Origin of the sequence: Streptomyces sp. R-74717, assembly GCF_047305335.1 — a bacterium.
Taxonomy (GTDB): domain Bacteria; phylum Actinomycetota; class Actinomycetes; order Streptomycetales; family Streptomycetaceae; genus Streptomyces; species Streptomyces atratus.
This window is the reverse complement of sequence record NZ_CP102361.1, coordinates 7,994,343-8,007,500: the sequence shown is the minus strand read 5'-3', so window position 1 is coordinate 8,007,500 and position 13,158 is coordinate 7,994,343. Positions and strand designations below refer to the sequence as shown.

Genomic DNA, 13,158 nt, shown 5'->3' with positions numbered 1-13,158 from the left:
GACCACTGTGACGTCCCCTCTTGCCGGACATGCCATCGGGCTCGCTGCGGTACCGGACCCGGTCTTCTCCGGCGCGATGGTGGGTCCTGGAACCGCCATTGATCCCGTACGCGAGCCGTCCGAGGCCGTATCGCCGGTCGACGGCATCGTTGTCTCCCTGCACCCGCACGCGTTCGTCGTCGTGGACGAGCACGGGCGCGGTGTTCTCGTGCACCTCGGCATCGACACCGTTCAGCTCAATGGTGAGGGTTTCGAGCTGCTCGTGAACAAGGGGGACACGGTCACGCGCGGTCAGGGCATCGTGCGTTGGGATCCTGCGGGCGTCGAGGCGGCCGGCAAGTCCCCCGTGTGCCCGATCGTCGCGCTGGAGGCCACCGCTGATTCCCTCTCCGACGTCCGTGAGGACGGGGACGTGAAGATCGGCGACACGTTGTTCGGTTGGCAGTGACGGACTCGGTGCAGTGAAGGCCGACTGGATATCCACCGCGGAGGCACGGGCCGCCGCACAACCGGGGACGGGTGAAATGGAGACAACGCTGCGAGGCGTCGGTGTGAGCCACGGAGTGGCGATCGGCGAGGTGCGTCATATGGGCACGGCGGTACTCGAACCGCCAGCCAAGCAAATTCCGGCCGAGGAGGCGGAGCGCGAACAGGGGCGCGCTCGCCAGGCTGTGGAGGCTGTGGCGGCCGATCTGATTGCGCGCGGCAATCTGGCCGGTGGCGAGGCCCAGCATGTGCTCGAAGCCCAGGCCATGATGGCTCAGGACCCCGAGCTGATGGCTGATGTGGATCGGCGCATTGCCGTCGGCAGCACCGCCGAGCGCGCCGTCTACGACGCGTTCGCCGCCTACCGGGCTCTGCTCGCCAGCGCCGGGGAGTACCTTGCGGGTCGGGTTGCCGACCTGGACGACGTGCGCAACCGGATCGTGGCTCGCCTGCTCGGTGTGCCGATGCCAGGTGTGCCGGACAGCGACGAGCCCTACGTGCTGATCGCACGGGATCTCGCGCCCGCCGACACGGCGCTGCTCGACCCGGCCCTGGTGCTCGGCTTTGTGACCGAGGAGGGCGGGCCGACCAGTCACAGCGCGATTCTGGCGCGGGCGCTCGGTGTGCCTGCCGTGGTGGCGCTCCCCGGTGCCGGTGAACTGGCCGAGGGCACGGTCGTCGCGGTGGACGGCAGCACCGGTGAGATCTTCGTGCAGCCCAGCGCCGAGAAGCGTGCGGAGATGGAGAGCGCCGCTGCGGCGCGCAAGGCCGCACTGTCCGCTTCGACCGGTCCCGGCGCTACCTCCGACGGCCACAAGGTCCCGCTGCTCGCCAATGTCGGTGGGCCGGGCGATGTGCCGGCGGCGGTCGAGGCCGGTGCCGAAGGCGTGGGTCTGTTCCGTACCGAGTTCCTGTTCCTGGACGACAGCAAGCAGGCACCGTCCGAGGAGAAGCAGGTTGCGGCGTACCGGGCAGTGCTTGAGGCGTTCCCCGAGGGACGTGTCGTGGTGCGGGTGCTGGATGCCGGCGCCGACAAGCCGCTGGACTTCCTGACGCCGGCGGACGAGCCGAACCCGGCGCTGGGTGTGCGCGGGTTGCGGAGTCTGCTGGACCACCCCGAGGTACTGAGGACCCAGTTGACCGCGCTGGCGAAGGCGGCCGAGGGTCTGCCTGTCTACCTTGAGGTCATGGCTCCGATGGTGGCGGACCGCAAGGATGCGAAGGCCTTCGCAGATGCCTGCCGTGAGGCCGGGCTGCGGGCGAAATTCGGCGCGATGGTGGAGATTCCGTCTGCGGCGCTGCGGGCGCGCTCGATCCTGCAGGAGGTGGAGTTCCTCTCGCTGGGCACCAATGACCTCGCGCAGTACACCTTTGCCGCCGACCGTCAGGTGGGTGCGGTGTCCCGGCTGCAGGATCCGTGGCAGCCTGCGCTGCTCGACCTCGTGGCGCTTTCGGCGGAGGCGGCCAGGGCCGAGGGCAAGAGCTGTGGTGTCTGTGGTGAAGCCGCCTCCGATCCGCTGCTCGCCTGTGTCCTGACGGGGCTGGGTGTGACGTCGTTGTCGATGGGGGCCGCGTCCATTCCTTATGTCCGCGCCACGCTGGCGAAGTACACGTTTGCGCAGTGCGAGCGTGCCGCTTCCGCCGCGCGTGCGGCGGACTCCGCCGAAGAGGCACGGGTGGCGGCTCAGGCGGTGCTGTCGGGCGAGTAGCCCTGCGGCGTCTGTGGTTGAAGGGGCTCCCTGCCGATGGTGGCGGGGAGCCCCTTCGGATTGTCAGTGGTGTGATTCCGGTTCGTCCGCGCCCAGGTCGAAGCCCGCGCAGTACTCCACATGTGACTCCGGGGCGACCGGTTCGCCGGTGTCGGCGTCGGTGCAGTAGGCGCTGAAGACCTCACCGGCGGTGAGCGGGACCAGGCTGCCGCGGGCCAGCCGCCAGCCGTGGACCCGGTCCTGGGTGCCCCGGTTGCTCGTACGGAGTACGACTCCCCCGGGCTTTTCAAGGGCGATACCGACGGCGAGCACCGTGACGAACTCGGCTCCTTCCGCTGTTTCGAGGCGGGCCGGTCCCGTGGTGTCGCGCTCGGTGTGCAGGACGGCGAGCAGGTGCTCGTTCTCGGTGGGGGCGCTGCAGACGAGGTGGTGGGTGCCCGGGCCTGCCGTCTCCAGCAGGCGCAGCAGCAGGTGGGAGGCCCGGTCGAAGGCGGCGCGGCCGATGTCCTGGCCGCAGTCCGCGCAATCTCCGAGGCCTGCCAGGGTCATCGTGGCGTACTCCCAGGTGGCCTGGCGGACGGCTCGGCTGACCAGGAGCGGGATCAGGGTGTCGATGGGCTGCCCGGCGTATGCGACGGTGGCCCCGGCTGAGGCGATCTCGGCGGTGAAGCGGCTGCGGCTAGCGGGAGCGTCGGGAGCGATTCCCGACTCGGTGCAGAATTCCGCGTACTCCTCCGGGTCGAAGAGAGCGACCGTGGCGTGCATGCCCTGTGCGGCGAGGGCTTTGAGCAGGCCCTCGACCTGCTGCAGATAGACGGCGTGGTCGTCGAACGTGAAGGTGCGGTAGCGCTGCATCGCCGCGAAGTCCTGCTCGTCGGCCAGGAGGCCGATGGTGCTGGGTGCTTCGCGGCGCAGCGTACGTCGCATGGATGTGCCGGAGCGGCTGTACCCGGCGGCCGCGCTGTGCTTGGCGTGCTTGGTGTTCCTGGTGTGCGCCATTACTCCCCCAGTGCGCTGTCGATCATTGCTCACTCAGAGTAATCATGGGCACTGACAATGCAGACGGTCAGGCACGCTTGCGGGCGAGGTCCTCGTAGAAGCGGAGGAGTTCGAGGTTGTCGACCGAGCCGGGATTGACCGCCTTGGCCAGGGCCGTGCCTTGCAGAAGGCGTTTGACCGGAACCTCGATGCGCTTGCCGGTGAGGGTGTGCGGAATGCCTGGGACCTCGATGACCTCGTCCGGGACGTGGCGCGGGGACAGGTTCTCGCGGATGGTCTGCTTGATGCTGTTGCGCAGGTCGTCGTCGAGCGCCGCCCCGTCGGCGAGGTGGACGAAGAGCGGCATCCAGTACCCGCCGTCGGGCTCCTCGATGCCGATGACGAGGGATTCGCGGATCTCGGGGAGCCGCTCGACGGCTTCGTAGATGTCGGCGGAGCCCATGCGTACACCCTGGCGGTTGAGGGTGGAGTCGGAGCGGCCGTGAATGACGACCGAGCCGCGTTCGGTGATCGTGATCCAGTCGCCGTGGCGCCACACACCGGGGTACATGTCGAAGTAGCTGTCGTGATAGCGGCTGCCGTCGGGGTCGTTCCAGAAGCGGATCGGCATGGAGGGCAGGGGTGCGGTGACGACGAGTTCGCCGACTTCGCCGATGAGCGGCTTGCCTGCGGGGTCCCAGGACTGGAGGTCCGTGCCGAGGCACGGGGCCTGGAGTTCGCCGATGTGTACGGGGAGGGTGGGGACAGCGCCGGCGAAGCAGCTGCAGATGTCCGTGCCGCCGCTGACGGAGGCGATCCAGAGTTCGTCGGCGACTTCGTCGTGGAGCCAGCGGAAACCGTCGGGCGGGAGTGGGGAGCCGGTGGTGGCGACGCACTGGATGCGGGAGAGGTCGAAGTCGCGGCCCGGGTGGATGCCGGCCTTGCGGCAGGCCATGACATAGGCGGCGGAGGTACCGAAGAGGGTCGCTCCGGTCTGTTCGGCGACGCGCCACTGGGCGCTGACGTCCGGATAGCCCGGGCTTCCGTCGTACAGCACGAGTGTGGTCCCGGTGAGCAGGCCGGAGACGAGGAAGTTCCACATCATCCAGCCGGTGGAGGTGTACCAGAAGAACCGGTCGTCGGGGCCGAGGTCGCAGTGCAGGCCGATCTGCTTGAAGTGTTCCAGCAGGATGCCGCCCTGGGACTGGACGATCGCCTTGGGGAGTCCGGTCGTGCCGGAGGAGTAGAGCACCCACAGCGGATGGCCGAAGGGGACCTGTTCGAAGACGGGCTCGGTGTCCGCGGAAGTGAGGGCGGACCATTCGAGGGCGCCTTCCGGGGCCTCGGTGCCCAGCAGCGGGATGTGGACGACGGCGCGCAGAGTGGGGAGTTCGCGGCGAAGCTCCGCGACCGTGTCGGTGCGGTCGTGTTCCTTGCCGCCGTAGCGGTAGCCGTCGACGGCGAAGAGGACGACGGGTTCGACCTGCTGGAAGCGGTCGAGAACGCTGCGGGCGCCGAAGTCGGGGGCGCAGGAGGTCCAGACGCCGCCGACGGCCACGGTGGCGAGGAAGGCGACGACGGCCTGGGGGACGTTGGGAAGGTAGGCGCTGACACGGTCGCCCGGTTCGACGCCGAGGGCACGGAGCTCGGCGGCGAGCGATCCGACCCGGCGGCGGAGTTCGGACCACGAGATGGGGACCTGGGTGTGGGTCTCGTCGACGTGGAGCAGGGCGGGTGCGTCTGCGCGCAGGGGGTCCTCCGCGGTGCGCAGGGCGTGTTCGGCGTAGTTGAGAGTGGCACCGGGGAACCACTGGGCGGCGGGCATGGTGCGGTCGCCGATGACGGTCTCGTACGGGGTGGAGAACCGTACGTCGAACCAGTCGGCGACGGCCCGCCAGAAGGTGTCCAGCTCGTCGACGGACCAGCGGTGCAGCGCCGGATAGCCGCCATCGGCCGGTGCTCCGTACCGCTCGGCCGCCCAGCTCTGGAAGCGGGTGACCGCCGCGGCGGCGATGCGCTCGGCGTCGGGCTGCCAGAGGGGGGCTTCGTTCGCTGCTGAGGTCATGGGGCGGCTCCCTGGCTGTGCGGGTACGCGGGGTGGGCGTGGTTCGCGCGCACACGTGCTGGGGTGTGCGCGTGAGGCGGCTTTTACGGACGATGCCATGTGATCGTCTTTCGCACCAGGGTTCGCCGCCCATGGTCGTGTGTCCGGATATGTGGTCCGGCCACGGGTGAACGGAAGTTGAACGGAGCCCGCACCCGCCCTGTCGGGTGGCAGGGTGAACTGCATGAACGGTCGTGACCTGGTGCGCTCGGTGAAGATGGTCGGTTCGGTGCAGGGGCTGCGCGCGGTGCGCTCCTCCTTGCGGCGTCGCAATGCGGATGCGCGGGCGCTGCCGCGGCGCGGTGCGGAGCGGGCGAGAGTGCCGGGACTTGTGGTCGGGGCGGATCCGGGGCCGGGCGGGGGTGTGGTGCGGTTCGCGCGTTCGGAGTTGCGGGTCCGGGTGGCGGTGGGCGGTGCGGTGTTCTGGGGCTGGGACGGCGCGGAGCCGTTGCCGTCGTACGCACTGGCCGGTGCGGCGCCCGAGGCGGATCCGCGGGCCGAGCTGGAACCGGACAAGGACGGCGGCTGGCAGGTGGTCTCGGAGCGGCTGACCGTTGCGGTGTCGCGGCACGGGGCCGTGGAACTGCGTACTCCTGGCGGGGTGGTGCTCCGGCGCGAGTTGCCGCCGCGCTGGTGGGAGCCGGTGGCGGGTGGTGCCGCCCGGTGGGTGCAGCGATCCGAGGTGCCGGCGGACGCCCGGTTCTTCGGGCTCGGCGGACGGGCGTCGGGGCCGCGGCTGCGGGACGGTGTGTACGAGCTGTGGAACACCGATCCGGGTGGGCACTTCGGGCCGGATGACGATCCGCTGTATCTGACGATGCCGGTGCAGATGGTGGTCTCCGATGCGGGGACGCATCTGGTGTTCCACGACAACACCTGGTCGGGGCGGGTGACGTTGCGCGAGGGCGAGGAGGGTGCGGGATCCGGCCATGACCGTCCGGGGTTGTGTGAGGTGCGGATGGACGGGGGGCCGCTGCGCTGCTGGGTGATGGCCGGTACGCCGGCCCGGGTGCTGCAGGGCTGGACGACGCTCACGGGTGCGCCCGCGCTGCCGCCGTCCTGGGCGTTGGGTCCGCAGCATGCCCGTTGGGGTTTCGGGAGCGAGCGGGAGGTACGGCGGATCGTTGCCGGGTACCGGGAGCGGGGGCTGCCCTTGTCGGTACTGCATCTGGACATCGACCACTACGACGCGCATCGGGTGTTCACCGTCGACCGTGAGCATTTTCCCGATCTGCCGGGGCTGGCGAAGGAGTTGCGGGAGGACGGGGTGCGGCTGGTGTCGATCGTCGATCCCGCGGTGAAGGCGGAGCCGGGGGATGCGGTGTTCGACTCGGGTAGGGCGGTCGGGAGCGGCGGGGCGTTCGTCCGGGATGCGCGGGGGCGGGCGGTGCGCGGGGAGGTGTGGCCGGGTGAGTGCGTGTATCCGGACTTCACCGATCCGCAGGTGCGGAAGTGGTGGGGTGGTCTGTATGAGGAGCGGCTCGCGCAGGGGTTCTCCGGTGTGTGGCACGACATGAACGAGCCGGTTTCGTTCGCGGCGTTCGGAGATCCGACGCTGCCGCGGTCGGCGCGGCACTCTCTGGAGGGCCGCGGGGGTGATCACCGCGAGGCCCACAATGTGTACGGGCTCGCGATGGCGCGTGCCGGGTACGAAGGGCTTCGCCGGCTGCGGCCGGAGGTGCGTCCTTTTCTGTTCTCGCGTTCCGGTTGGGCGGGGATGCAGCGTTACGGGGGCACCTGGTCCGGTGATGTGGAGACCGGCTGGCCGGGACTGCGGGCCTCGCTGGCGCTGGTGCTGGGGCTGGGGCTGTGCGGGGTTCCGTATTCGGGGCCGGATGTGGGTGGGTTCGACGGCTCGCCGTCGCCGGAGTTGTATCTGCGGTGGTTCCAGCTGGGCGCGTATCTGCCGTTGTTCCGTACCCATGCGGCGATCGACGCGGGACGGCGGGAGCCGTGGGAGTTCGGACCGCAGGTGCTTGAACATGCGCGGGCCGCGCTGGTGGAGCGGGAGCGGCTTCACCCGTACTTCGTGACGCTGGCGGAGCTGGCCCGGCTGACCGGTGCGCCGTATGTGCGACCGCTCTGGTGGGGTGCGCCCGGGGAACGGGCATTGCGGGAGTGCGAGGACGCGTTCTTGCTGGGCGACGCCTTGCTGGTGGCGCCGGTGCTGGAGCGTGGTGCGGATCGCCGGGCCGTGCGTTTGCCACGGGGGCGTTGGTACGACACGGCGACGGGTGAGGTGTACGAGGGGCCGGGGCAGGTGTTGCTCGACGCACCGTTGGCGCGTGTGCCGGTGCTGGCGCGGGCGGGTTCGGTGCTGCCGGTGCGGGGTGCGGACGGGGGTGTGGAACTGGAGGTGTGGGCTCCGGCCGCGGGGCGAGGTGGGGGCGGTCTGGTGGTCCGGGATGCGGGTGACGGCTGGGAACGGGCGGAGGTCGAGCGGTATACGTCGCGGCTGGTGGACGGCGAGGTTCGGGTGGAGCGGGAGGGCCAGGAGGGGCCGGTGAACCACCCGGTGCGTGTGCGGGGGTTGTAGGCCGGGTCGCGGTGTGCGGAGGGGCCGTCGGGCCGGTCAGTGGTAGCCGCCTTCGAACCACGTGCGGGCGGCCCGGGTGTGCAGGGGGAAGGCCAGCTCGGTGGGTGTGCGGAGCAGCTGGAAGCCGGAGGTCTCGTCGGTCGGCCCGGAGGGCGGGAGGCCGGCCGCGGGGCGTTCCGGAAGCAGGCCGAAGAGGAGCAGATGGCCGTCCGGAGCGCTGAGGGCATCGGCGAGGCGGACGTCCTGTTCGTCGGCCTCGATGCCGGTTTCCTCGTGGAGTTCACGTACGACCGCGTGTTTCCAGTCCTCGTCGTGGTCGATGAAGCCGCCGGGAAGGGCGAGACCGCCGCGGTGGGGCGGGATGGTGCGGGTGATGACGACGAGTCCGGTGCCGTCCCGGTCGGTGACGGGGAGCAGGGCCACGGCGACCGGCAGCGGGTTGCGGTAGGCGGTGTCGCCGCAGACGGTGCAGGTGCGGGGCCAGGCGGTGGGAGGCACCGAGGCGGAGTACGGTGCTCCGCAGCTGCCGCAGTGGGAGTCCTTGACCGGCTTGTCGGGATTGCTCATGGGCGCAGGCACGCGCGGACTGTATCCGATCGCCTGCCAGGCCCCCGTTATCTTTTTCGCGGTCCTGCAATGGGGCCGTTGGCCTCCGGGCCCGGTATGACTGTGTCCCCTCTGTCGAAGCGATGACCTGGGGGGTGGTGTCGCCGGGTCCGTGGGGTGCCGTCGGAGACGCTGATGAGAGGTCCGGCCACCGCCTGGCCCGGTGCAATGCCGGGCAGCTCGCGGGCGGCAGGTCTGCATAACGTGGATGCGCGAGCACGGTGCCACCGCCGAGGCCGGCAAGGTCAACCACTTGGGAGGGGTGCGATGTTCGACACCGGCGATGTGGGCGTCTTCCTGGGCATGGACGTCGGCAAGAGTGCCCATCACGGCCACGGGCTGACCCCGGCCGGGAAGAAGGTCTTCGACAAGCCGATGCCCAACAGCGAACCGAAACTGAGGGCCGTCCTCGACAAGCTGACCGCGAAGTTCGGCACCGTGCTGGTGATCGTCGACCAGCCCGCATCGATCGGTGCTCTGCCCCTGACCGTCGCCCGGGACGCGGGCTGCCAGGTCGCCTACCTGCCCGGACTCGCGATGCGGCGGATCGCCGATCTGTATCCCGGCGAGGCGAAGACCGACGCGAAGGACGCGGCGGTGATCGCGGACGCCGCCCGGACGATGCCCCACACCCTGCGCTCGCTGGAGCTGACCGACGAGATCACCGCCGAGCTCACCGTCCTGACCGGCTTCGACCAGGACCTCGCCGCGGAAGCCACCCGCACCAGCAACCGGATACGCGGCCTGCTCACCCAGTTCCACCCCAGCCTCGAGCGCGTCCTGGGCCCACGACTGGACCACCGGGCCGTCACCTGGCTCCTCGAACGATACGGATCCCCGGCCGCCCTGAGGAAAGCCGGCCGCCGCAGACTCGTCGAACTCATCCGGCCCAAGGCCCCGCGGATGGCACAGAGGCTGATCGACGACATCTTCGACGCCCTCGACGAACAGACCGTCATCGTTCCCGGCACGGGCACCCTCGACATCGTGATCCCGTCCCTGGCCGCCTCGCTCGCAGCGGTCCACGACCAGCGCAGAGCGCTCGAAGCCCAGATCACCACCCTGTTGGAGGCCCACCCTCTTCACCCGGTCCTGACCTCGATGCCCGGAGTCGGAGTCAGGACCGCCGCCGTCCTGCTGGTCACGGTCGGCGACGGCACCGGGTTTCCCAGCGCAGCCCACCTCGCCTCCTACGCCGGCCTCGCCCCCACAACCAAGTCGTCCGGGACCTCGATCCACGGCGAACACGCACCACGAGGAGGAAACCGGCAGCTCAAACGCGCGATGTTCCTCTCCGCCTTCGCCTGCATGAACGCAGACCCCGCCTCCCGCACCTACTACGACCGCCAGCGCGCCCGCGGCAAGACCCACACCCAAGCACTCCTCCGCCTCGCCCGCCAACGCATCAGCGTCCTGTTCGCCATGCTCCGCGACGGCACCTTCTACGAGTCCAAAGCCCCCACCGCCATCCTGGCCGCATAACCACCCCAAAAACCCGCACACCCGGCACCACGTCCTTGACGAAGGACATAGAGGCACCCCCCCCGCACTACTGGATTATGTGCTCATGACAGGCATCGCTTCCGCTTTCCGTGTCCTGGCAGCCACTGCCGCCACCCTGCTCGCCGTCACCGCCGCCGCCCCCGCGGCGCAGGCGAAGCCCGAGCCGAAGGCCCCCGAGGAGTTCGTCGCGCTGCGTTCGGTGGATCCCACGATCATCCAGGAGATGCGCTACCCCACCGCACACAACTTCATGGGCGTGCCGGTGGACGGCTACCGCCAGTCGCTCTGCATCCTGACCCGGCCGGCGGCCCGGGCCCTGCACCGCGCGCAGACCCGGCTGTTGAAGCAGGGCTACTCGCTGAAGGTGTACGACTGCTACCGGCCGCAGCGGGCGGTCGACCACTTCGTGCGGTGGGCGAAGGATCTCGACGACGAGGCCATGAAGGGCGAGTTCTACCCCCGGGTCGACAAGACGCGACTGTTCGCCGACGGTTACATCGCGGAGAAGTCCGGGCACAGCCGCGGCAGCACGGTGGACCTGACGCTGGTGAAACTGCCCGCCGCGCCGACCGCGCCGTATCTGCCGGGTCGGAAGCAGGTGCCCTGTTACGCGCCCCGGGCCGACCGCTTCCCCGACAACTCCGTGGACATGGGCACCGGATTCGACTGCTTCGACACGCTCTCGCACACCGATGACCCGCGCATCCAGGGAACTCAGCGCGCCAATCGGCAGTTTCTGAAGAAGACACTCACCGACGCCGGCTTTGTGAATCTGGCCGAGGAATGGTGGCACTACACGTTCAAGCCCGAGCTGTTCCCCGACACCTACTTCGACTTCCCGGTGGCCGGGAGGTCCGTCGCGGGGCACTGACGCGAGCGCGGAGAAAGGGCGGCCGGGACCACCCCCGTGGGTTCCGGCCGCCCGTTCTTCTTCTCGGACGCGGATCGACCGTGTCCGGTTGCCGCTCAAGCCATTACGGTGCCCGTATGTCACAGCAGACGTTCGATTCGTACGAGGAGTTCTGGCCCTACTACGTCGCGATGCACTCCAGGGCCGCCACCCGCTGGGTCCATCTGACGGGCACCCTCACCGGCCTCGCGGTCACCGCGTACGGCCTGGCACGGGGGCGCAAGAGGTACGCGGTCGCACTTCCGCTGATCGGGTACGGGACCGCCTGGCCCGCCCATTTCCTGATCGAGAAGAACAATCCGGCCACGTTCGGGCACCCCGCCTGGTCACTGCGCGGCGACGTACAGATGATCCGGATGATGCTGGCGGGCCGCGACCGGGAGCTCGCAGAGACCGCCGCCAAGTGGCTCGCCGACAACCGCTGACCGTGACACACTTCTGACGTTCCGTCAGAACTTCTATCGGGGAGGGGTTTTGCCACAGATGCGCACACCAGTGGTGGCCGGATGGTTCACCGGGGACAGCACCGACGAGGACTTCCGACTGCTGGGCACCCGCTGTTCTGCCTGCTCGTCGGTCTTCTTCCCGCGTCAGGACGTCTTCTGCCGCAATCCGCAGTGCGCGGGCGGTGAGCTGGCCGAAGTGCCGCTCTCCCGGCGCGGCACGGTCTGGTCGTACACGGACGGCCGCTACCGGCCGCCCGCCCCCTACCTCTCCGACCCCGACGTGCCCTGGGAGCCGTACACGCTGGTGGCCGTCGAGCTGGCGGCCGAGCGCATGGTGGTCCTCGGACAGGCCGCGCCGGGGGTGGGCGTCGCGGATCTGGCGGTCGGAATGACCGTCGAGGTGGTGCCGGGTGTGCTGAGCGGGGGCGCCGCCGCCGGGACCGATCCGGCCCCGGTGTGGACGACCTGGCACTGGCGGCCGGTGCCGTCCGAGGGCACCGGCGGGGCCGAGGGCGGTGCGGCATGACCGGGGAGGTGGCCGTCCTCGGCGCCGGGATGCATCCGTGGGGCAAGTGGGGGCGCAGCTTCGTCGAATACGGCACGGCGGCGGCCCGGACGGCGCTCGGTGATGCGGGGATCGGCTGGCGGGACGTGCAGTCGGTGGTCGGCGCGGACACCGTGCGCGGCGGCTACCCGGGCTATGTGGCCGGTGCGACGTTCGCGCAGGCACTGGGCTGGCAGGGGGCGAGGGTCGCCAGCGTGTACGCGGCATGTGCGTCGGGTGCCCAGGCGATCAACACTGCCAGGGCACAGATCCTCGCCGGCCTGGCGGAGGTGGTACTCGTGGTGGGTGCGGACGCCGCACCCAAGGGGTTCTTCGCCCCGGCGGGCGGCGACCGGCCGGACGACCCCGACTGGCTGCGCTTCCGGGTGCTCGGCGCGACGAACCCCGCGTACTTCGCGCTGTACGCCCGTCGACGGATGGCCGTGCACGGAGACACCCCGGAAGACTTCGCGCTGGTCAAGGTGAAGAACGCGGCGGCCGGTGCGCTGAACCGTAACGCCCGCTACCGCGCGCCCGTGACCGCCGAGCAGGTCGCCGCCTCCGCCGTGGTCGCCGATCCGCTGCGGCTGCTGGACATCTGTGCAACGTCCGACGGCGCGGCGGCGCTCGTGCTGTCCAGCATGGAGTTCGCCCGGCGTCACGGGGCCACGGATCCGGTCCGTATCCGCGCCGTCTCCACCGTGACGCCGACCTACCCGAAGGCCGTACTCGACCTTCCGGACATCGCGACCGATTCGGCGGTCGCCGTGGAGCCGGCCGCGGAGAGTTTTCGCGCCTCGATCGCCCGGGCGGCGTACGAGGAGGCGGGCGTGGGGCCCGAGGATCTGTCCCTGGCCGAGGTGTACGACCTGTCGACCGCTCTTGAGCTGGAGTGGTACGAGGACATCGGGCTGTGCGGTGCGGGTGAGGGCGCCAAGCTCGTACGTGAGGGGGCGACGGCGCTCGGTGGCCGTATCCCGGTCAATCCGAGCGGCGGACTCGCCTCCTTCGGGGAGGCTGTGCCCGCGCAGGCCATCGCCCAGGTCTGCGAGCTGACCTGGCAGCTGCGCGGCGCTGCGGGCCGACGGCAGGTTCCGGGCGCGCGGGTCGGGATCACGGCGAATCAAGGGCTGTTCGGCCATGGATCCGCAGTCGTCGCGGTCCGCTGAGCGCCTTACCCGGCCGATCTGCCGTGCGCGACGGTCTGCACGGCACCTGTCGTGAACAGCGCTTGCTGTCAACAGCCTTGACGACCCATCACGCCAAGTGAAAAATCCATGCCCGGTCAGGCAACAACGCGCGGCCCGTACCCCGGTCGGCGGGGGTGCGGGCCGCG

General features: G+C 70.1%; 11 protein-coding genes (1 of these 11 cut by a window edge). 8 read left to right on the top strand and 3 right to left on the bottom strand.

Features of this window, described 5'->3' with window-relative positions:
- Positions 1–448 carry the 3' portion of a PTS glucose transporter subunit IIA gene (locus NRF20_RS36760; RefSeq protein ID WP_266363348.1) on the top strand. It extends 2 nt beyond the left edge of the window, so the window shows 448 of its 450 coding nt (coding positions 3–450); only part of the start codon is in view: it crosses the left edge, with 1 base visible at position 1; the stop codon is at positions 446–448.
- 76 nt (positions 449–524) lie between these two features.
- Positions 525–2,195, top strand: coding sequence for a phosphoenolpyruvate--protein phosphotransferase (ptsP, locus tag NRF20_RS36755; protein WP_398633826.1), 1,671 nt, complete (start codon positions 525–527; stop codon positions 2,193–2,195).
- Positions 2,196–2,258: 63 nt separating this feature from the next.
- Here the strand turns inward: ptsP and NRF20_RS36750 are convergent, their stop codons facing one another.
- Positions 2,259–3,194 (bottom strand): hypothetical protein, encoded by a 936-nt coding sequence (locus NRF20_RS36750; protein ID WP_398633827.1) that lies wholly within the window; start codon positions 3,192–3,194, stop codon positions 2,259–2,261.
- 67 nt (positions 3,195–3,261) lie between these two features.
- Positions 3,262–5,238 (bottom strand): acetoacetate--CoA ligase, encoded by a 1,977-nt coding sequence (locus NRF20_RS36745; protein WP_413753965.1) that lies wholly within the window; start codon positions 5,236–5,238, stop codon positions 3,262–3,264.
- A 223-nt stretch (positions 5,239–5,461) separates the two neighbouring features.
- Between NRF20_RS36745 and NRF20_RS36740 the strand changes: the two genes are divergently transcribed.
- Positions 5,462–7,813, top strand: coding sequence for a glycoside hydrolase family 31 protein (locus NRF20_RS36740; protein ID WP_413753964.1), 2,352 nt, complete (start codon positions 5,462–5,464; stop codon positions 7,811–7,813).
- Positions 7,814–7,849: 36 nt separating this feature from the next.
- Here the strand turns inward: NRF20_RS36740 and NRF20_RS36735 are convergent, their stop codons facing one another.
- Positions 7,850–8,380 carry an NUDIX domain-containing protein gene (locus NRF20_RS36735; RefSeq protein ID WP_398633859.1) on the bottom strand — a complete coding sequence of 177 codons (531 nt, stop codon included), beginning with the start codon at positions 8,378–8,380 and terminating at the stop codon, positions 7,850–7,852.
- A 306-nt stretch (positions 8,381–8,686) separates the two neighbouring features.
- Between NRF20_RS36735 and NRF20_RS36730 the strand changes: the two genes are divergently transcribed.
- From NRF20_RS36730 to NRF20_RS36710, 5 genes are all read left to right on the top strand, one after another.
- A complete protein-coding gene (locus NRF20_RS36730) occupies positions 8,687–9,901 on the top strand; it encodes an IS110 family transposase (RefSeq protein WP_413751981.1) in 1,215 nt (404 codons plus the stop codon).
- Between the two features lie 85 nt (positions 9,902–9,986).
- The gene (locus NRF20_RS36725; protein ID WP_398633830.1) at positions 9,987–10,793 is read left to right on the top strand and encodes a M15 family metallopeptidase; all 807 of its coding nucleotides are present in this window, start codon (positions 9,987–9,989) and stop codon (positions 10,791–10,793) included.
- 116 nt (positions 10,794–10,909) lie between these two features.
- On the top strand, positions 10,910–11,257 hold the full coding sequence (locus NRF20_RS36720; RefSeq protein WP_266363335.1) for a DUF962 domain-containing protein: 348 nt from the start codon (positions 10,910–10,912) through the stop codon (positions 11,255–11,257).
- 58 nt (positions 11,258–11,315) lie between these two features.
- Complete coding sequence (locus tag NRF20_RS36715) at positions 11,316–11,804, top strand: Zn-ribbon domain-containing OB-fold protein (RefSeq protein ID WP_266363333.1); 489 nt, start codon at positions 11,316–11,318, stop codon at positions 11,802–11,804.
- Positions 11,801–12,991: a lipid-transfer protein gene (locus tag NRF20_RS36710; protein ID WP_398633832.1), complete on the top strand. Its 1,191-nt coding sequence runs from the start codon at positions 11,801–11,803 to the stop codon at positions 12,989–12,991. Before NRF20_RS36715 ends, NRF20_RS36710 begins: the two co-directional genes overlap by 4 nt.
- Positions 12,992–13,158: the final 167 nt, after the last annotated feature.

Bases quoted from the DNA above. Each gene is read 5' to 3' on its own strand.
- NRF20_RS36720 (WP_266363335.1), top strand. From the start codon at position 10,910: ATGTCACAGCAGACGTTCGATTCGTACGAGGAGTTCTGGCCCTACTAC.
- NRF20_RS36745 (WP_413753965.1), bottom strand. From the start codon at position 5,238: ATGACCTCAGCAGCGAACGAAGCCCCCCTCTGGCAGCCCGACGCCGAG.
- NRF20_RS36725 (WP_398633830.1), top strand. From the start codon at position 9,987: ATGACAGGCATCGCTTCCGCTTTCCGTGTCCTGGCAGCCACTGCCGCC.
- ptsP (WP_398633826.1), top strand. From the start codon at position 525: ATGGAGACAACGCTGCGAGGCGTCGGTGTGAGCCACGGAGTGGCGATC.
- NRF20_RS36750 (WP_398633827.1), bottom strand. From the start codon at position 3,194: ATGGCGCACACCAGGAACACCAAGCACGCCAAGCACAGCGCGGCCGCC.
- NRF20_RS36730 (WP_413751981.1), top strand. From the start codon at position 8,687: ATGTTCGACACCGGCGATGTGGGCGTCTTCCTGGGCATGGACGTCGGC.
- NRF20_RS36715 (WP_266363333.1), top strand. From the start codon at position 11,316: ATGCGCACACCAGTGGTGGCCGGATGGTTCACCGGGGACAGCACCGAC.
- NRF20_RS36710 (WP_398633832.1), top strand. From the start codon at position 11,801: ATGACCGGGGAGGTGGCCGTCCTCGGCGCCGGGATGCATCCGTGGGGC.
- NRF20_RS36740 (WP_413753964.1), top strand. From the start codon at position 5,462: ATGAACGGTCGTGACCTGGTGCGCTCGGTGAAGATGGTCGGTTCGGTG.
- NRF20_RS36735 (WP_398633859.1), bottom strand. From the start codon at position 8,380: ATGAGCAATCCCGACAAGCCGGTCAAGGACTCCCACTGCGGCAGCTGC.